We start from the raw sequence: 19,071 nt of genomic DNA, 5'->3' as shown, positions 1-19,071 counted from the left end.
ACGTCAATCCCGTACGGGAATCAGCGGACGCCAAGGAAGGCGCCCGCGCCTTCGTCGAGAAGCGCCCGCCGAAATGGACCGCGACCTGAAACCGGAGTGCCGCTCACTCGGCTTCGGGGTCGTCGGCCAGGATGTTGTAGAGGCGGCGCCGGGCGTCGTTGATGACCTCCAGCCCGCGCTCCTTCTGCTTCTCGCTGCCCACGGTCGCGATCTGGTGCACCGCGCCCATGAGCTGCGCGATGGCCTCGCGCCCGCGCAGCGCGTTCTCGTCCGCGCCCGCGGTGACCTCCTCCCAGGGGGCGGTGGTCTGCCTGGCGACCTCCTCGCGGCCGCCGGCGGTCAGCTCGAACAGCCGCTTGCCGGCGTCCTCCCGGCTCGTGACGAGGTCCTCGTCCTCCAGCATCTGCAGCGTCGGGTAGACCGAGCCGGGGCTCGGGCGCCAGACGCCGCCGGTGCGCTCGTCGAGTTCCTGGATCATCTCGTAGCCGTGCATCGGCCGCTCGTTCAGCAGCGCCAGCAGGGCCGCGCGGACGTTGCCGCGCCGGGTGCGCCGGCCGGGACCGCCGCGCCCGCGCGGGCCGCCGCGGTGACCGGGGCCCCATGGACCGGGCCCGCCGCCCCAGGGGCCGCCGAACGGGCCGCCGCGCCGCGGGCGCTCGTCGGAGGGGGTGTTCCATCCGTACCTCATCGCTTTCTCCTTCTCTGATCGGTTGCGATGCTTTAACGATATATCGGGAACACTCGCGATGCAACAAAAAATTCCCCCGGTGCGGCGCACCGGGGGAGTCTCAGGGGACGGAGGCGACGGGAGGGGCCGTCCGCCGCCAGGTCAGGGGGCGGCGAGCTTGAGGCTGTTCAGGATGTCCTTGGTGGCGTCGCGGCTGTTGTTCTCCTTGATCCGGATCCACACCCCGTACCTGCCGCCCTTGTCGCGCAGCCCGACCTCCACGACCGTCGGCGTACCCACCGTGCACTTGGTGTACCGCGTGATCGTGCCGCTCAGCGCCTTGTCGGGGGTGGTGTAGTTCTCCGGGTTCGCCTTCGTGCACTGCGGGTGCTGCGCGGCGTTGGCCGGCGGCAGCTTGCCGTTGCCCGCGTCGGTGGTCAGCCCGATGAAGACGCCGGGGGTCTGGCCGTTGCCGAGGAAGTCGTTCACGCTCGGCGTGGCCCGCAGCACCGGCCGCGCCTGCGAGTCGGCCAGCCCGACCGTCGACGGGGTCCAGGTGGGCTCCTGCCCCTTCGGCCACACCTTCGGCACCGCCGCCCGGATCTTGCCGCTGGCGTCGGCCAGCTGCACGAAGTCCTTGGGGACGGCCGGCTGCTTCGGCTTCTCCTCACCGTCGCCCGACAGCAGCGTGCCGAGCGCCAGGCCGCCGATCAGCGCGATCGACAGCACCGCCGCGGCGATGATCAGCGGCGTCATGCTCTTCTTGCCGTCGCCGCCCTGGCCGCCCTGGGCGGGAGCACCGGAACGGCCGGGCAGCTTCACGTTCTTGAGCCGGTCCTTCAGGCCGCCGCCGCCCCCGCCCTGCGCTCCCTGGCCGCCCTGCGGCGGCTGGAAACCGGTCGGCGGAGGCCCCTGGCCCGGGCCGCCCTGCGCGGGCAGGACCGTCGTCCTCCCCTCATCGCCCGGAGGCGGCGGGCCGCCGGGCGGGCCCGCACCGTGGAACGGCGGGGTGGCGATCGTACGGTCGTCGGCCCCCACCGGAGGAGGCGGCGAGGACGGGGCCGCGTACCCGGCGGCCGGCTGGTCCACGATCGTCTGGTCGGCGCCGGGCGGCGGCTGCGGCGGCTGCGGCGGCCCGCCCGGCGGCACGCGCATCTCCGACGTGCGCTGCGCGTCCTCGGGACCCGGCCCGTCCTCCATCGTCGCCGGCTCCGGATCGGCCTGGCGCGGCGGTGGCGGGCCGGGGCGCCCGTGACCGGCGGCCGCGCCCGGCGGCGGCCCGCTCTGGGACGGCCCCGGCGGTACGGGACTCGGCGGCGGCGGTGGCCCGGCCTGCGAACGGGCGGGCGCGGCCTGCGGATAGAACTGGTCCTGGATCGTCTGGTCCTGGATCGTCTGGTCGGGCTCCACCGCCCGCGGCTCCCGCGGCGGCGGCCCCGGGCGCGGGTCCGGCGGCGTCGGCGGGTTCCCCGGCGAGGCCGGCGCCTCCTGGGGCGGCGCGGGCCGCTCGGCGGGGGCGATGGTGGGGCGCAGGGTGGCGAGGGCCTCGGCGAACGCCTCGGCGGTCGGCCAGCGCTTCTCCCGCTCGCTCTCCAGGGCGCGCAGCACGACCTGGTCGAGCGCCGGCGTCAGATCGTCCCGCAGCGCGCTCGGCGGCTCCTTGACCGGCGGCGGGCCCGGCGGGCGGCCGGTCAGCATGTGGTACGTGAGCGCGCCCAGCCCGTACACGTCGGCCCGGACGTCCAGGCCGCCGCCGAACCGGGCCTGCTCGGGCGACATGTACCCGGGCGTGCCGACCGGGAGCGTGAACGCGCCCGACGCGTGCGCCAGCGCCTTCGCCAGCCCGAGGTCGGCGATCAGCAGCCGCTCGCCGCCGTCCGGCGCCGACTGGAACAGCACGTTCGACGGCTTCAGGTCGCGGTGGATGACGCCGAGCGTGTTGATGACCTCGACGCCATACGCGATCTCCTCGGCGAGCGCAATGGCCTCGGCGGCCGGAAGTGGCCGTTCGCGCATCCGGTCGGCCAGGGTGCCGCGGTCGGCGTACGACATGACGAAGTAGGGCCGCCCGTCGGGCAGTTCCCCGATGTCGTGCACCCGGACCAGCCGGGCCGAGTCGGCCCGCCGCAGGATCCGCGCCTCCTCCAGGAAGCGATTGCGCACGTCGAGGTCGTCGAGGAGGCTGCCGGACAGGACCTTGATGGCGACCTGCGAGTCGAGCGCCTCGTCATGGCCCAGCAGGACGGAGGCGAACGCCCCCGATCCGAGGACCCGATCGATTCGGTAACGGCCGACGCTTGGAGGGAAGGACACTCCCGTATCATGCCCAACAAACGGGGAGTGTGCGCGAGCGAGCATGGGGCACGGCGATGGCATTCGATGAGAGAACCGAGGAGCTGGCGGTCAAGGCCGCCCAGGGCGACCAGTCCGCCCTGAACGAGCTGCTCGGCAAGATCCAGCCCGACGTGCTGCGGCACAGCTCCCGGTTCCTGCCCTGCAGGCAGGACGCCGAGGAGGCGTGCCAGGACGCGTTGCTGCAGGTCGCGCGGAACATCCACCGGTTCGAGGGCCGGTCCAGATTCAGTACGTGGCTGCACGTCGTGGTCGCCAACTCGGCGCGCTCGACGTACCGGTCGCTCAAGCGCCGCTCGGTGGAGCAGGCCGGCGAGCTGCCCCAGCAGCGCCCCGACCCGCGCCGGACGAGCGTGATCGCCGGTTCCCGGGTGGACATCCTGGACGCGATGGAGGACCTGGAGGCCCGCAAGCCGGACCTCATCCAGGCGCTGGTGCTGCGCGACGTGTCCCAGCTGGAGTACGCCGAGATCGCCGAGCAGCTCAAGCTGCCGCTCGGCACGGTCAAGTCGCGCATCCACGAGGCGCGCAAGCAGGTCCGGCAGACGCTGGGCGAGTCCTACACCTGAGCCGTCCCGCCGCGCGGCGCGGCGGTACAGAGAGCGGAATGCCGCAGGCCGGCGGCGTTCAAGCATCGGCAATGCGTTGGCAAGCGTGCGTCCAGCCGGCGGGCGGGCCGCTGGCGTGTCGGCCAGCATGCCGTGCATGGCACCAGCTAGTGAAGCGGGGCCGGGCGGCGCGTCCGGCCGGCCGCTGTTCGTGATCGGATGCCCGCGCTCGGGGACGACCCTGCTGCAGCTGATGCTGCATTCGCACCACCGGATCGCGATCCCCGCCGAGACCCGCTTCGTGGTCCCGGCCTATCTGGCGAGGTGCGAGTTCGGTGACCTGACGGACAGGGACAACAGGCGCGCGCTCGCGGAGTGGATCACCGGCCGGAAGGCGACGAAGTTCCACGACCTCGGCCTGGACGCCGCGGAGGTCGCCGACGCGATCACCGCCGGGCCGCCGACGGTGGGTTCGGCCGTGGGCCTGGTGTTCCGCGCGTACGCCCGCCGCTTCGACAGGCCGCGCTGGGGCGACAAGCGGCCCAGCTACTCCAAGCACGTGGGCACGCTGCTGCGGATGTTCCCGGACGCGCAGTTCGTCCACCTCGTCCGGGACGGCCGCGACTGCGTCGCCTCCCTGCTGGAGATGCCCTGGTACAAGCAGGACATCTACCACGCCGTCAGCGCCTGGCGGGAGTCGATCGACATCGGCCACCGGCTCGCGGCCCGGCTCGGCCCCGAGACCTACTACGAGCTCCAGTACGAGCGGCTGGTGGCCGACCCCGCCGACGAGCTGATCCGGCTCTGCGCGTTCCTCGGCGAGGACTTCGACCCGGCGATGCTGGAGCCGCAGGACATCGCCGAACGGACCGTGCCGAAGCAGAAGAAGTGGCACGACCGGACCCGGTCGGCGGTCAGCCGGAGCCGCATCGGCTCCTGGGCGCAGCGCCTGGAGCCGTGGGAGATCGGGCTGGCCGAGGCCGCGTTCGGCGACCGGCTCGGCGAGTACGGCTACGAGCCCAGCGACATCGCCGCCCGCCCCGGCGCCCGGCAGCTCGCCCGGCTCGCCAAGGTCGCCGCCCACCGCCGGGCCGCGCTGCGCAAGGCCGAGCTGAAGGACCGGTGGCAGCGCCGGTACGAGCCCAACCCCGTCCACAGCCTGCTGGAGCCCGACCCGTACCCGGCCTCGCCGTAGAACGCCCGCGCCTCCCGGGCGTTCAGCCCAGCGCGGCGAGCTGCTCGGCGAACCACCGCTGCGGCGGCATCGCGGTCGCCGCCGCCGTCAGCCGCGCGCACCGCTCGGCGCGCTTCTCGCGCGGCATCAGCAGCGCCTGGTGCAGCGCCTCCGCCGTCTGCGACACGTCGTACGGGTTGATCAGCAGCGCGTCCTCGCCCAGCTCCGCCGCCGCGCCGGCCTCCCGCGACAGCACCAGCGCGCAGCCGTTCCCCGACAGGACCGGCCCCTCCTTGGCGACCAGGTTCATCCCGTCGCGGATCGGGTTGACCAGCAGCACGTCCGCCATCCCGTACGCGGCCAGCGAGCGTGGGTAGTCGTCGGCCACCTGGAGGATCAGCGGGTCCCAGTCCGGCGTCCCGAACTCCTCGGTGATCCGCGCCGCCGCCTCCCGCACCGCCTCGGTGTAGTCGCGGTACTCCGGCAGGTCGTGCCGCGACGGGTACGCGAACGCCAGCTGCACCACCCGCCCGCGCCACTCGGGATGGTTGACGAGCATCTCCCGGTACGCGGCCAGCCCGCGCACGATGTTCTTGGACAGCTCCGTGCGGTCGATCCGCACGATCAGCTTCCGGTCGCCGACCTGCTCGCGCAGCGCCCGCGCCCGTTCGGCCACGTCCGGCTCGGCGGCCCGGCGGCGCAGCGCGTCCCCGTCGACGCCCAGCCCGTACACGCCGACCGTGGTGACGTGCCCGCCCCGGGCGACCGTGCGGGCCGCGCGGTCCACCTTCGCGCCGGGCAGCAGCGCGGCGCAGCAGTCCAGGAACGCCCCGGCCCACCGCTCGGTGAGGAACGCGGCGTGGTCGGCGCCCAGGATGCCGTCCAGGACCTGCTCGCCGATGTCGTCGGGCAGCAGCCGGAAGTACTCGGGCGGCGCCCACGGCGTGTGCGAGAAGTGGACGATCCTGAGGTCCGGGCGCCGGTCGCGCAGCATCCGCGGCGCCAGCGACAGGTGGTAGTCCTGGATCGCGGCCTTGGCGCCGCTCGCCGCGTCCCGCGCCAGCGCGTCCGCGAACGCCGCGTTGTACGCCTCGTACGACTGCCAGTCCCGCCGCGCCCGCGCGTCGAAGTGCGGCGCCCGCGGCGTGTCGTACAGCAGGTGGTGGACGAACCACAGCGTCGAGTTGGCCACCGCGTTGTACGCCCGGTGGAACGTCGCCGCGGGGATGTCGAGCATCCGCACCGCGGACCCGCCGATGTCGTGCCCGGCCAGGTCCAGCCGCCCGTCCGGGGCCCGCCGCGCCGCCTCCCGGTCGGCGTCGCCGAGGGCCGCGCACACCCACAGCACCTCGGGCGCGGCGTCCGCGTGCCCGTCCCCGGCCGGTACGGTCCCGGCCGCGACGCCCCGGCCGCCCGGATCGCCGCCGGCGCCGGTCACCCCGGCCAGGCCGGACACCAGCCCGCCGGCCCCGCGCCGCATGGTCAGCGTGCCGTCATCGGCCCGCGCGAACGACACCGGACCCCGGTTGGACGCCAGCAGCACTTGGCTCATACCGGCAGGGTCTCAGTTGGGATCGGGGCGCATCAAAGTGACCCGGGTGAATCCCCGTGGAACCGCGTGGATCCGCGGCCCCGGTTAGCCGGGAGGTCCGCGGGTACCGAGCGCGGATGAGCAGAGCCGAGACCACCAAGACGGTCCTCGTGGCGGGGACGGCCAACCTGATCCTGGCGGTCACCAAGCTGGTGGCGGGCGTGCTCTCCGGATCGAGCGCGATGATGGCCGAGGGCGCCCACTCGGTCGCCGACACCCTCAACCAGGGCTTCCTGCTCGCCTCGCTGCGGCGCAGCGCCCGCCCGCCCGACCACCGGCACCCGTTCGGGTACGGCAACGAGCGCTACTTCTGGTCGCTGCTCGCCGCGTTCGGGATCTTCGTCGCGGGCGGCGGCTACTCGATCTTCGAGGGGATCCTGACGATCACCGGCAAGGAGGTCGGCGGCGGCGAGCAGGTCTGGCTCGCGTTCACCGTCCTCGGGATCGCCGCGCTGCTGGAGGGCACCTCCTGGGTGCGCGCCTGGACGCAGGCCCGCCGCGAGACCCGCGACAACGGCCAGGGCCTCGTCGAGCACGTCCGAGAGACGCCCGACGTCACGTTCAAGGCGGCCCTGTTCGAGGACAGCGCCGCGATGATCGGGCTCGTCTTCGCCGCCGCCGGGCTGGCGCTGCGCGAGATCACCGGGTCCCCGTTCTGGGACGGCCTCGCCTCCGTCATGATCGGCCTGCTTCTGGTGGTGGTCGCGTTCGCCCTCGGCCGCGACAGCCGCAGCCTGCTGATCGGCCAGTCCGTGGCGCCGGACGTGCAGCGCGAGATCCGTAGGGAGATCTCCGCCACCGCCGGCGTCACCGGCGTCGAGGAGCTGTTCACCATGCACTTCGGTCCCGACGACATCCTGGTCGCCGCCAAGGTCAACTTCTCCGACGCCATCAGCGCCGACCAGGCCGAGGACATCGCGGGCGACATCGACCGCCGCCTCCAGGAGCGCGTGCCGCTCGTCCGCCACGTCTTCCTGGATCCGACGCAGAGCGGACCGGAGCCCCGGCCCCCGCGGCGCGGCGCGTTCCGCCGTCCCCGTTCCGGTGCCGTACGGGCGCCTGACCTGCGGCGTTAGGAACCCGCCCGGAACGGGGCAAGCCCGTAAGAATGATCAAGGGCGGGGTTGGGTAACGTCTCAACCGGCGAGACCCGGCTGTCCGGCAACCGGTCAGATCATGTAAAGTCACGCATACAGCGCGATACTTCGTGCGGTAGACAACTTAATAACGCTCATCCAGAGGGGTGGAGGGACCGGCCCGACGAAGCCCCGGCAACCACCTGGCTCACGCGCTCGCGATCCTGCGAGGCCGGCCAGGAGATGGTGCCAACTCCGGCCTGTGACCAAGGTGGCACAGGAAAGATGGGGAGAAAGGCCTCGCTCCATGGCAATCACGCCTGCCGACGACACCCACCGCACCGCCCCCGACCCCGCCCCCGACCTCGGGCCCGCGACCGCACTGGTCTGCCGCGAGTGCGGCCACAGCCGCCCGCTCGGCCCGTTCTACGCCTGCGAAGAGTGTTTCGGCCCCCTGGAGATCGCGTACGACTTCGCGGGGGTCACCCGTTCCTCCATCGAGGCGGGACCGCGCAACATCTGGCGCTACCGCGGGCTCCTGCCGGTGCCCGCGTCGGTCGCCGGCACGCCCAACACCGAGCCGGGACTGACCCGCCTGGTGCGGGCCGACCACCTCGCCGAGTCGCTCGGCCTCGAACGGCTCTGGGTGAAGGACGACAGCGGCAACCCGACCCACTCGTTCAAGGACCGCGTGGTCGCGGTGGCGCTGGCCGCGGCGCGCGAGCTGGGCTTCAAGGTGCTGGCCTGCCCGTCCACCGGCAACCTCGCCAACGCGGTCGCGGCGGCCGCGGCGCGCGCGGGCATCCGCAGCGCGGTGTTCGTGCCGTCCGACCTGGAGCAGCAGAAGATCATCACGACCGCGGTGTACGGCGGCACGTTCGTCACCGTGGACGGCAACTACGACGACGTCAACCGGCTGGCCTCGGAGATCGCGGGCGAGCAGGAGGACTGGGCGTTCGTGAACGTCAACGTCCGGCCGTACTACGCCGAGGGCTCCAAGACCCTCGGGTACGAGATCGCCGAGCAGCTCGGCTGGCGGCTGCCCGACCAGATCGTGATCCCGGTCGCGTCCGGCTCCCAGCTGACGAAGATCGATAAGGCGTTCCAGGAGTTCATCAAGCTCGGCCTGGTCGAGGACAAGCCGTACAAGGTGTTCGGCGCGCAGGCCGCGGGCTGCGATCCGGTGTCGGCGGCGTTCAAGGCCGGGCACGACGTCGTCCGGCCGGTCAAGCCGGCCACCATCGCCAAGTCGCTGGCCATCGGGAACCCGGCGGACGGCCCGTACGTGCTGGACGTCGTCCGGCGCACCGGCGGCGCGGTGGAGGACGTCACCGACGAGGAAGTGGTCGAGGGCATCCGCCTGCTGGCCGGCACGGAGGGCATCTTCGGCGAGACGGCCGGCGGCGTCACCGTGGCGACCCTGCGCAAGCTGGTGAACGGCGGCGCGCTCGACCCGTCCGCCGAGACCGTGATCATCAACTCCGGGGACGGCCTCAAGACCCTGGACGCGGTCTCCTCGCACGTGGCGCCGGGCGCGAACATCGCGCCGTCGCTGGAGGCCTTCCGGGCCGCCGGCCTCGCCTGAACGAACCGCCCGTACGACCGACCCAGCATCTTGGAGCGAGAAGCATGAGCACCGTTTCCGTGCGGATCCCGACGATCCTGCGGCCGCTGACCGGCGGCGCGGCGGAGGTGAAGGCCGAGGGCGCCACGCTGCGCGCGGTGGTGGCCGACCTGGAGGCCAACCACCCCGGGATCGCGGCCCGCGTCCTGGACGACAACGGCAAGATCCGGCGCTTCGTGAACGTGTACGTGGGCGACGAGGACGTCCGGTTCGCCGACGGGCTCGACACCGCGACGCCCGAGGGCGCGCAGGTGTCGATCATTCCCGCGGTCGCCGGCGGCTGACCCGGCACGCTTCCAGCCCCCTTTTCCCGGTAAAGCACGGGAAAAGGGGGCTTTGCCCTGCTAGGCCCGGGTAAGAGGTTTTGCATGGGGACAGCGGAGGATATTGCGGAGGCGGTTGAGGCGCATCCGGGAGTGACACGGGTCGAACTCATCGGGTCCCGCGCGCGCGGCACCGCCACCGAACTGTCCGACTGGGACTTTCACGTCACCGCCGAGGACTTCGGAGAAGTGGCCGCCGCCCTGCCCGGCCTGGTCGCCCCGTACGAACCCCTCGCCGCCCAATGGGACCCGCTCGGCGACGCCGAAAGCTATCTGCTCGTCCTTCCCGGACCGGTCAAGGTCGACCTCATCTTCCCGGACGTACCGCGCAGCTGGAACCCGCCCTGGCGCGTCGGCCCCGACACCCTTCCGGCGATAAACGCGCACTTCTGGGACTGGACACTGTGGCTCGTCAGTAAGCGTCACCACGGTATGACCGACCGTGTGCGCGGCGAACTCCTGAAGATGAGCCACCACCTTCTGCAACCCCTTGGAATCGAAGCGCTACCGCTCTCCCTCGAAGAAGCGGCGGAACGGTTCGTACGCGCCAGGAACCGCCTGGAGACGCGCTACGGGTCACGCATATCCCGGCGACTGGAGGAAGAAGTGCTTCCCCTGGTGCGAGCGTCCGATCGTGACCATTACCGGCCGTCCGGTCTTCGGTCATAAGGGCTGTCGTCCCTCCCAGGCCGCCTATATGGTCGACCCCGATCACGCCGCGCCCGGCACGGTCCCCGCAGACCGCGCGCGTGCGCGGCCCCTGGTCGCCGGGCCTCGCGATAGAAGGGGCGGGGCCCGCACCAACCGTGGCCGGGGCCACGGGACGAGCGGCAGGTTCAGGTAAATGGCTCAGGGCACAGTCAAGTGGTTCAACGCGGATAAGGGCTACGGCTTCATCGCGGTGGACGGCGGCCGGGACGTTTTCGTCCACTACTCGGCCATTCAGATGGACGGCTACCGCAGCCTCGAACAGGGGCAGCGGGTCGAGTTCGAGATCACCCAGAGCGACCGCGGCCCGCAGGCCGACTCCGTACGCACGCTCTGACCCGCCCACCTGGCAATATGCCGGAGTGGACGAATCCCCAGACCTGGTCGGGCAACTCCTCAAGTCCGTCATCGCGTACACGTGGTTCTTCGAGACGTGCGCCGACTCCGTACTGGACGACCGGACGGCGCTGAAGCAGACGGAGTACGCCGCCCACCTCCTCAACCGGCTGGGCGAGGCCGACCGGCAGCGCCTCATCGCCGAGCTGGCCGTCCAGGCGGCGGAGGAGACCGATCCCGCGTACCGGGAGTTCATCGAGTCGTTCGCCTTCTCGATGGGCCTCGTCGAGGAACCCTGAGCCCATGACGGCGCGGGCGGTGTAGGTGCCTGCACCGATTCCCTCGCGCGGGCCGCGCTGCCATCATCACCCCATGGGCGGGACCGGGTGGCCGGCGCTGCGCGGCGCGGCCGCGGCCGGTGCGACGGTCGCGGCGGGTACGGCCGCGATCGGCACGTACGCGGCCGGATTCCGCTACGGCGGGAACAGCCCGGTACTCGTCGTCCCGCTCGCCGCCGCGGCACTCACCTGCCACTTCGCGGCCACTGATCTCGCCCGCGGAGGCGAACGGCGCGTCGGGCGCAGGGTGGCGGCCACCGGCGCCGCACTGTTCGGCTACCTCCTGCTGACCGCGGTCGCCGCCGAGTACGCGGGAGCGCGGCGGCACGACGACGCCGCCGCCCGGATCGTGACGGCGCTGCACGCGGCCGGGTACATCCTGCCGATCACGCTGATGCAGCTGTGCTTCCTGGCGGCCGGGGAACGGCTCGGCCCGCGGCGCCCGCGCTGGGAAGGGGCGATGCTCGGCTACGTCGCCGCTTACGCCCTGCTGGCAGTGCTGACCCTGCCGGCGGGCGAGCCGTACGGGCACATCGCCCCGCTCTGGGCATCGCCCGCCGCCGCGGCGGTGGCGGGCGCGGCGGCGCTTCCCTGGATGGCGACCGTGCTGGCGGGGCCCGTCGTCCTGTGGCGGGCGGTCCCGGCGGCGCGGGGCGCGGCGCGGCACCGGCTGCTGGTCACCGCCGTCGTGTCGATGGTGCCGATCACGACGATCCTGCTCTGCGTGCTGGCCGGGCTCATGGCGTTCTCGGCCGGGGTCCTGTCGGTGCCGGCCGGCGAGGCGGCCCTCGCGGTCGCGTTCTGCCTGCCGTTCGTCCTGTGCCCGCTCGGGCTGGCGGCGGTCCTGCGGCCGCGTGGAGCGGCCCTGGTACGGCTGCTGGCGCCGGCGCTCAGCGTCCTGCTCGGAACGCTGTTCGCGATCGTCGCCGCCGCGGCGGGCGCCATCGCCGGCGACCGGCTCGGAGCGGGCGCCGTGCTCCCGGTCGTCCTCGCCACGCTGGCCGTCGCCGCCCTCCTCGCCCCGATCAGGCGGCGCCTGACGCGCGCTCTCGTACTGCGCGCCGACCCGGTCAGGGCGCGCACCGCACGCCTGGTCCGCGAGGCCGAGGCCGGCGACGGCCTCCGGTGGCCGGCGGAGACCGTACAGCGGATCCTGCGTACCGCGCTGGACGACCCGGCGGCGCGCCTGGCGCTCCGGCTGCCCGAAGGCGGCTGGGCGTACGCCGACGGAAGCGCCGCCCCCGAACCCCCGCCGGACGCGGTACCGATCGGCACCGACGGCTACCTCCAGTACGCGGGCGAAGCCGTGGACGCCGAGGGCGGCATCGCCGAGATCCGCGTGCCGGCCCGCCAGGCCGCCCTCGAACTGGCTGTGCGCGAGCAGGCCGGACGGGCCGAGGCGGCCGCGGCGGGAGAGCGCCGGCGCCTGGAGCGCGACCTCCACGACGGCGTCCAGGGCAGGCTGCTCGCCCTCGCCCTGGAACTGCGGATGGCGCAGCGCGAGCTGGCCGACGCGCAGGCGCAGCTCGTCCTGACCGACGCGGCGGAAAGACTGGCCGCGGCGATGGACGAACTGCGCTCGCTCGCCACGGGGAACGCGCCCGAGACGCTGAGCCGGCACGGGCTCCGTACCGCACTGGGCGAGCTGACCGGCGCGATGCCCGTCCCGGTACGGCTCAGCGTGCCGGCGGAACGGCTGCCGCCGCAGGTCGAGACCGTCGCGTACCTGGTGGTCTGCGAGGCGGTCACCAACGCGCTGAAGCACGCCGGCGCCCGCGCCATCACGGTCGACGTCACCGCCGGCGGCGGACGCGCGGAAGTGACCGTCACCGACGACGGGCGCGGCGGTGCCGACCTGCGCGCGGGCACCGGCCTGCGCGGGCTCGCCGAACGCGTCGGAGCGGCCGGCGGCCGGCTCGTCGTCAGCGACCGCCGGCCGCACGGCACGGTCCTGGAGGTGGTGCTGCCGTGCGAGTCGTGATCGCCGAGGATCTCGTCCTGCTGCGGCAGGGGATCGCCAGGATGCTGGCGCAGGACGGCATCGAGGTCGCCGCCGAGGTCGGGGACGGCGCGGCGCTGGTGACCGCGGTCGTCGCCGAACGGCCGGACCTGGTGGTGGCCGACGTGCGGATGCCGCCGACGTTCACGGACGAGGGCGCCCGGGCGGTGCTGCTGCTGCGCGACCGCTTCCCGGACCTGGGCGTGGTCGTGCTCTCGCACATCGTCGAACCGGCGCTGGCGCTGCGGCTGGCGGCCGATCGTCCGGCGAGGTTCGGCTACCTGCTCAAGGACCGGGTGCTCGACATCGACGACTTCACGGCCGCGGTCCGGCGCGTCGCCGCCGGCGGGACGGCCATCGACGCCCAGGTGATCGACCACTACATCGGCGGCGCCGGCCCCGGCGGGCTCACCGCGCGCGAGCGCGAGGTGCTGAGCCTGCTGGCCCAGGGGTGGAGCAACGCGGCGATCGCCGGCCGGCTGTTCATCTCCGAGCGCACCGTGGACTCCCACCTCGGCTCGATCTTCACCAAGCTCCGGCTGCCGCCCGACACCGAGCACAACCGGCGCGTCCGCGCCGCCCTGGCCTGGCTGCGCGGCGAAACCGGTGCTGGCTCGGATGTGCCCGCATAGCCGCGGCTCTTAGCGTCGTCGGAACGGCCCGCACCGGGGCCCCGACGAGGAGAGACCCCATGACCACGACGACGGTGACCCCCGCCGCGACGGCGACCGCGCCCGCCCGCCGCGCGCTGGGCCTGCTGGCCCCGATCGGCCCGCTGGCGATGGCCGGCTGGGCCCTGGCGGTGCCCTACCACGTGGCCGACGAGCCGGCCGACTGGATCCCCGCGGCGGCGTCGAGCATGGGACGGCTCCAACTGTCCCTGTGGATGCTGCTGCTGTTCGCGCTCACCGCGGGGGCGGGCGCGATCGTCACCGGCCTGGTCGCCCGCCGCGGCTCGCCCCGCCTCGGCACGGCCGGCCTGGTCCTCACCTTCGCCGGCTTCAGCGCGCTGAGCTTCGGCGCCGCGGGCCACGACGCGGCCGCGGTCGGCTCCCGCAACGCGGGCCTGGACACCGCCACCAGCGAACGGATCCTCACCGAGATCGGCACATTCCAGGCACCCACGGTGGGCTCCGGCGCGCTCGTCCCGCTCGCGTTCCTCGGCGTGCTCCTCCTCGGCATCGCCCTCTGGCGCGGCCGCCAGGTCCCGCGCTGGGCCGCCGCGGCGCTCCTGGCCTCGTTCCCGCTCATCCTGCTCGGCGGTCTCGCCGCCATGCCGCTCAACGCCCTCGGCTGGCTCCTGCTCGCCGCGGCCTTCGCCGCCGCCGGCCTGGCCTACGCCCGTCCCGCCGGGTGAACGTCCGTCCATGCCACGATGCGCACATGGACCTGCGTCCCGAACTCCTGCCCCCGCCCGTCGCCCCCGCCCGGCTGGCGGAACTGGCCCGCGAGATCGAACGCATCGAGGACCGGCTGAGACGCGGCGAACCGGCCGCCGCGGAGATCGCGGCCTTCAACGAGGCGACCGGACACGCCTACGGCGTGCACGACTTCACGGAGTACCACGACCGGCGGACTCTCACGGAGTTCGCCAAGGAGGCCGCCCGCCCGGCACATCCACGGGTCGCCGACATCACCCGCGCCGAACTCGCGGAGATCGTCCGCCGGATCCAGGCCGCCGACCACGAGACCGACCACTACCTGCTCGTCCTGGAGTCGAGCGTCTCCGACCCGAACGCCGCCGACCTCATCTTCGGCCCGTCCGCCCCCGAAGACCCCGACGAGATCGCCACCCGGATCCTCGCCCACCGCCCCATCGCCCTCTGAAGCGCCGCTGGTGGATGCATCCGGCGATGTGCACGACACCGACCCGGAGCGAGATGTCCGGCGCTCGCACTCGGCAGGGTGCAGATATCCCCTGACCTGCGAACGGGCGGCCCCACCCTGCACGAAGGGGCCGTCCGTTCCGTGATTGTGCCGCGCCGGGTCAGGCTCCGGGGATCCTGCAGCCCGCGCGGGGCACTCGGAACAGAGCGCCTCCGGCAGTGCTCACCCTCGGGCCTGCGTGCCGCGACTGGCGACGGATGGCGGCAGGCGGTGGATCGCGGCGGCACATCTCCGGAGGAGTTCCCCGGTGTTCACTCCCTGATCAGGAGGATCCGGTGAGGTGGACGACCCTGACCTGGAGCGGGATGTTCGGCGCTTGCACTCGACGGGGTAGAGTGCTAAACCAATGGTTGGCACTCTGCTGTGGAGAGTGACAATCCCACAGTCTGGATCGGGGCGATGAGGCCTCAGTCCGGCGGCGGAATGGCAGCCGTCGGGGAGGTCGTCCGTCGCGGGCGTCGGCTCGATCCTTCATGGCCACCTTGTTCCGGGAGGACTGGAGCCTATGGCTGCAAAGATGATCGCGTTCGACGAGGAGGCCCGCCGCGGCCTGGAGCGCGGTATGAACCAGCTCGCCGACGCCGTGAAGGTCACCCTTGGTCCCAAGGGTCGCAACGTGGTGTTGGAGAAGAAGTGGGGCGCCCCCACGATCACCAACGACGGTGTGTCGATCGCCAAGGAGATCGAGCTCGAGGACGCGTGGGAGAAGATCGGCGCGGAGCTCGTCAAGGAGGTCGCCAAGAAGACGGACGACGTCGCCGGTGACGGCACGACGACCGCGACCGTCCTGGCCCAGGCCCTGGTACGCGAGGGCCTGCGCAACGTCGCCGCCGGCGCCAACCCGATGTCCCTGAAGAAGGGCATCGAGGCGGCCGTCGAGCGGGTCAGCGAGGAGCTGTCCAAGCTGGCCAAGGACGTGGAGACCAAGGAGCAGATCGCCTCCACGGCCTCCATCTCCGCCGGCGACCCGCAGATCGGCGAGATGATCGCCGAGGCGATGGACAAGGTCGGCAAGGAAGGCGTCATCACCGTCGAGGAGAGCAACACCTTCGGGCTCGAGCTCGAGCTCACCGAGGGCATGCGCTTCGACAAGGGCTACATTTCGCCGTACTTCGTCACCGACCCTGAGCGGATGGAAGCGGTCCTGGAGGACCCGTACATCCTGATCGTTCAGGGCAAGGCGTCGGCCAACAAGGACCTGCTGCCCGTCCTCGAGGGCGTCATGCAGTCCGGCAAGCCGCTGCTGATCATCGCCGAGGACGTCGAGGGCGAGGCCCTGGCGACCCTGGTCGTCAACAAGATCCGCGGGATCTTCAAGTCGGTCGCCGTCAAGGCGCCCGGCTTCGGTGACCGCCGCAAGGCCATGCTCGGTGACATCGCCACCCTGACCGGTGGCCAGGTCATCTCCGAGGACGTGGGCCTCAAGCTGGAGAACACCACCCTCGACATGCTGGGCCGCGCCCGCAAGGTCGTGGTGGCCAAGGACGAGACCACGATCGTCGACGGCGCCGGTGACGCCAACGAGATCGCGGGCCGGGTCAACCAGATCCGTACCGAGATCGACGCCACCGACTCCGACTACGACCGCGAGAAGCTGCAGGAGCGGCTGGCCAAGCTCGCCGGCGGTGTCGCGGTGATCAAGGCCGGTGCCGCCACCGAGGTGGAGCTCAAGGAGCGCAAGCACCGCATCGAGGACGCCGTCCGCAACGCCAAGGCCGCGGTCGAGGAGGGCATCGTCCCCGGTGGTGGCGTCGCGCTGCTGCAGGCCGGCATCCCCGCGTTCGACAAGCTGGAGCTCGCCGGCGACGAGGCCACCGGTGCCGCGATCGTCAAGCGCGCTCTGGAGGAGCCGCTGAAGCAGATCGCCGTCAACGCCGGCCTCGAGGGCGGCGTCGTGGTGGAGAAGGTCCGCAACCTGACCCCGGGTGAGGGACTGAACGCCGCCTCCGGCGAGTACGTCAACATGTTCGAGGCCGGGATTCTCGACCCGGCCAAGGTGACCCGGTCCGCGCTGCAGAACGCCTCGTCGATCGCCGCGCTGTTCCTGACCACCGAGGCCGTCATCGCCGAGAAGCCGGAGAAGGCCGCTGCCGCCGCCGGTGGCGGTGCGCCCGACATGGGCGGCATGGACTTCTGATCCATCGCTCCCGTGAGCCTCAAGGGGCGGTCCTCCGGGACCGCCCCTTTCGGCTGTCCGGGTGTCGGTGGCGGCTGGCATGATGCCGCCCATGACCGATCTGTTCAGCTCGCCGGTGCTGCGTGTCGAGCAACCGCGCGTCCCTCCCGGCGTGCGTGCCCGCTACAAGGTGTACGACGGCCGCGGCACCCTGCTCGCTAAGGTCGCCGAGCAGGACGTGCCGAAGCTCCGCCAGGCGTTCAGGTCGGTCCTCGGCGACGGCGGCCGGCGCCGCACCGTCTACGTCGAGAACGCGCAGGGCGCGCCGCTGCTGGCCCTTGAGCGGGACGGCACGCGCGCCACGTGGGTGAGCACGCCGCACGGCGGCCTGATCGGGTCGCTGCGGGTGGGCCGCTTCCAGCACCGTTTCAACCTGCTGGACGCGGCGGAGCGCCCGGTGGGCAAGCTGGACGGCAACCGCCTCGCCCGGAGGTTCCGGGTCCTGGACGGCCACGGCGCCCACGTCGCGCAGCTCGACAAGAAGTGGAAGGGCCTCGCCACCGAGATGCTGACCACGGCCGACCGGTACACGGTCGAGATCTTCCAGCCGCTGTACGACCCGCTCCGCGTCCTGGTGGCCGCCGCCCCGATCGCGATCGACCTGATGCTGTACGAGAGCAAGGACTGGCCCATCGGTGGTTGATCCCGATTCGCCGGGACCTTTCGCGTACGGTGGGGCCTCGGCATGATGGTGCAGCGCACACGACGAGGCCGGGAGAATGCATGAGCGAGCCGTTCAGTTCTTCCACGTTCAGGGTCGAACAGCCGCGCCGGGGCCCGTTCGCCAGATCGCAGTACCGCGTCATGGACGGGGACGGCACGCTCCTGGCCCTGGCCGACCAGATCGGTGAGCGCGCCCGCAGCGAGCGGCTGCGCACCTACTTCCCCGGCAAGTCGGAACTGCACGCCCGCGCCGTCCTCCTGGTGACCCCCGAGGACGAGACGCCGCTCCTGGTCGTCGACAAGGAGGAGGGGCGGATGCGCACCACGGTCGCCCGCCCCGACGGGGGGCTCGTGGGCACGTTCCGTACCGAACGCGTCGGCCGCCGCTACGTCCTGCTCGACGGCGACGACAAGACGATCGGCGACATCACCGTCGACCTGGCCCGCAACAACTTCACCGTCAAGGACACCGAGGGCCGCCGGGTCGGGCACGTCCGCAAGAAGTGGGCCGGCATCGCCACCCACCTGCTGACGACGGCCGACAAGTACACGGTGGAGATCGACGACCCGGTGCCCGAGCCGCTCCGCACCCTGGTCGTCACCACGGCGATCGCCATGGACATGTTCCTCCACGAGTCGAAGGACATCACCTGAGGGCGTGGGGTCTTTCCGCCGCGCACCCCGGCGAGGTACGTTCCGTTCGTGCAGGTCACCCCCGAGCGCATGAGCGGCTGGTGGATCTCACCGGCCCTTCCGACGGTCGCGAACTGCCTGCTGGCCGCCCTCTGGGCCTTCTCGACCGCCGGCGGCTGGGGCGAAGCGGCCTTCTGCGCCGACGCTGGGGCACTGGGCGGCGAGTGCGCCGACGCCGTCCGGACGGCGATCCTGTTCTCCGTTCCGCCCGCCGCGCTGGCCGCGATGATCGTCCTGACCTCCTGGGCCCTGCCGCGCGTACGGCGCCACCCCGCCCGGCTCGACGCCCTTCTTACCTGTGCGGCAGCTCTATGGATCCTCGCGGAAGGCATCGTCTTCGTCGGCGGATACATCGCCAAGCCGTGATCACCCCGGGAACGTTCCGCGCCGCCGTTCGTTGAGCAAGTTGTGACCTGAGCCCCCTTACCCGAGAAACCCGAGGTCACAGGGGGCACCGCCCAACGAGCCGTGAACGACTTCCGCCGGGAACACGCCTGCCGGTTTGACGTCACCCCCCGTTGGGCATACTGTTCACTTCGCCCCGCAGGGGACCAGGACGCCGTCACGGCGGCCGGCCCGCGGGACACCATCCACGATCAAGCCGGTGTGGCTCTGCCATGCCCTCGATCCGAAGATGGCATCGGAAAAGGCGCCGTTTTGACAAACGAGCCGAATCTGATGAAATAGAGACATCGCCCGGAAGGAACCGCGCAAGCGGAACCGGAACGGCAATCGGAAAAGCCCGAAATTGACAGACCGGGCGGATCTGATAAAGTAAGAAAAGTCGCCCCGGGGCGGGATACGCGAAAGCGGATCCGGTACGGTGGGTGTCCGTTTCTTGAGAACTCAACAGCGTGTTAAAAGCCAGTGCCTTTATCGGTCCGGTTCATTGGTGACCGGACCACCCCGTGGCCAC

At 72.2% G+C, this 19,071-nt stretch carries 19 protein-coding genes and 1 riboswitch; of the genes, 16 read left to right on the top strand and 3 right to left on the bottom strand.

What is annotated here, in order from left to right; all coding sequences use genetic code 11:
• Positions 1–103: 103 nt before the first annotated feature.
• Both AB0881_RS39410 and AB0881_RS39405 read right to left on the bottom strand, forming a co-directional pair.
• Positions 104–688: a PadR family transcriptional regulator gene (locus AB0881_RS39410; protein WP_366625699.1), complete on the bottom strand. Its 585-nt coding sequence runs from the start codon at positions 686–688 to the stop codon at positions 104–106.
• A 141-nt stretch (positions 689–829) separates the two neighbouring features.
• Positions 830–2,980, bottom strand: a complete 2,151-nt coding sequence (locus AB0881_RS39405) for a serine/threonine-protein kinase (protein WP_366625697.1) — start codon at positions 2,978–2,980, stop codon at positions 830–832.
• 56 nt (positions 2,981–3,036) lie between these two features.
• On the opposite strand from AB0881_RS39405, the gene AB0881_RS39400 reads away from it, so the two are divergent.
• Both AB0881_RS39400 and AB0881_RS39395 read left to right on the top strand, forming a co-directional pair.
• Positions 3,037–3,588 (top strand): RNA polymerase sigma factor, encoded by a 552-nt coding sequence (locus AB0881_RS39400; RefSeq protein ID WP_366625695.1) that lies wholly within the window; start codon positions 3,037–3,039, stop codon positions 3,586–3,588.
• 136 nt (positions 3,589–3,724) lie between these two features.
• Positions 3,725–4,762: a sulfotransferase gene (locus AB0881_RS39395; protein ID WP_366625693.1), complete on the top strand. Its 1,038-nt coding sequence runs from the start codon at positions 3,725–3,727 to the stop codon at positions 4,760–4,762.
• 22 nt (positions 4,763–4,784) lie between these two features.
• Here the strand turns inward: AB0881_RS39395 and AB0881_RS39390 are convergent, their stop codons facing one another.
• Entirely contained in the window at positions 4,785–6,293 is a 1,509-nt protein-coding gene (locus tag AB0881_RS39390; protein WP_366625691.1) for a trehalose-6-phosphate synthase, read from the bottom strand.
• A 116-nt stretch (positions 6,294–6,409) separates the two neighbouring features.
• Here AB0881_RS39390 and AB0881_RS39385 point away from each other — a divergent pair, with 116 nt between their 5' ends.
• From AB0881_RS39385 to AB0881_RS39320, 14 genes are all read left to right on the top strand, one after another.
• Positions 6,410–7,408: a cation diffusion facilitator family transporter gene (locus AB0881_RS39385; protein WP_366625689.1), complete on the top strand. Its 999-nt coding sequence runs from the start codon at positions 6,410–6,412 to the stop codon at positions 7,406–7,408.
• 152 nt (positions 7,409–7,560) lie between these two features.
• Positions 7,561–7,700, top strand: a riboswitch (SAM riboswitch).
• A gap of 15 nt (positions 7,701–7,715) precedes the next feature.
• The gene (thrC, locus tag AB0881_RS39380) at positions 7,716–8,993 is read left to right on the top strand and encodes a threonine synthase (protein ID WP_366625687.1); all 1,278 of its coding nucleotides are present in this window, start codon (positions 7,716–7,718) and stop codon (positions 8,991–8,993) included.
• Between the two features lie 44 nt (positions 8,994–9,037).
• Complete coding sequence (locus AB0881_RS39375; protein ID WP_366625685.1) at positions 9,038–9,316, top strand: MoaD/ThiS family protein; 279 nt, start codon at positions 9,038–9,040, stop codon at positions 9,314–9,316.
• Positions 9,317–9,400: 84 nt separating this feature from the next.
• Complete coding sequence (locus tag AB0881_RS39370; RefSeq protein ID WP_366625683.1) at positions 9,401–10,024, top strand: nucleotidyltransferase domain-containing protein; 624 nt, start codon at positions 9,401–9,403, stop codon at positions 10,022–10,024.
• 175 nt (positions 10,025–10,199) lie between these two features.
• Entirely contained in the window at positions 10,200–10,400 is a 201-nt protein-coding gene (locus tag AB0881_RS39365; protein WP_366625681.1) for a cold-shock protein, read from the top strand.
• 25 nt (positions 10,401–10,425) lie between these two features.
• Positions 10,426–10,698, top strand: coding sequence for a hypothetical protein (locus tag AB0881_RS39360; RefSeq protein WP_366625679.1), 273 nt, complete (start codon positions 10,426–10,428; stop codon positions 10,696–10,698).
• A gap of 73 nt (positions 10,699–10,771) precedes the next feature.
• Positions 10,772–12,718, top strand: coding sequence for a histidine kinase (locus AB0881_RS39355; RefSeq protein WP_366625678.1), 1,947 nt, complete (start codon positions 10,772–10,774; stop codon positions 12,716–12,718).
• The gene (locus AB0881_RS39350) at positions 12,706–13,368 is read left to right on the top strand and encodes a response regulator transcription factor (protein WP_366625676.1); all 663 of its coding nucleotides are present in this window, start codon (positions 12,706–12,708) and stop codon (positions 13,366–13,368) included. The genes AB0881_RS39355 and AB0881_RS39350 overlap by 13 nt, the downstream gene beginning before the upstream one ends.
• 59 nt (positions 13,369–13,427) lie before the next feature.
• Entirely contained in the window at positions 13,428–14,093 is a 666-nt protein-coding gene (locus AB0881_RS39345; RefSeq protein WP_366625674.1) for a hypothetical protein, read from the top strand.
• A 26-nt stretch (positions 14,094–14,119) separates the two neighbouring features.
• A complete protein-coding gene (locus tag AB0881_RS39340; RefSeq protein WP_366625672.1) occupies positions 14,120–14,563 on the top strand; it encodes a hypothetical protein in 444 nt (147 codons plus the stop codon).
• Positions 14,564–15,128: 565 nt separating this feature from the next.
• A complete protein-coding gene (gene groL, locus AB0881_RS39335; RefSeq protein WP_366625671.1) occupies positions 15,129–16,760 on the top strand; it encodes a chaperonin GroEL in 1,632 nt (543 codons plus the stop codon).
• A gap of 91 nt (positions 16,761–16,851) precedes the next feature.
• Positions 16,852–17,442 carry a phospholipid scramblase-related protein gene (locus AB0881_RS39330; protein ID WP_366625669.1) on the top strand — a complete coding sequence of 197 codons (591 nt, stop codon included), beginning with the start codon at positions 16,852–16,854 and terminating at the stop codon, positions 17,440–17,442.
• 80 nt (positions 17,443–17,522) lie between these two features.
• Positions 17,523–18,116, top strand: coding sequence for a phospholipid scramblase-related protein (locus AB0881_RS39325; RefSeq protein ID WP_366625667.1), 594 nt, complete (start codon positions 17,523–17,525; stop codon positions 18,114–18,116).
• A gap of 48 nt (positions 18,117–18,164) precedes the next feature.
• Positions 18,165–18,521 (top strand): hypothetical protein, encoded by a 357-nt coding sequence (locus AB0881_RS39320; protein ID WP_366625665.1) that lies wholly within the window; start codon positions 18,165–18,167, stop codon positions 18,519–18,521.
• Positions 18,522–19,071 lie beyond the last annotated feature (550 nt).

The organism is Spirillospora sp. NPDC029432 (assembly GCF_040703975.1).
Lineage (GTDB): Bacteria > Actinomycetota > Actinomycetes > Streptosporangiales > Streptosporangiaceae > Spirillospora.
This window is presented reverse-complemented; position numbering and strand designations above follow the sequence as displayed.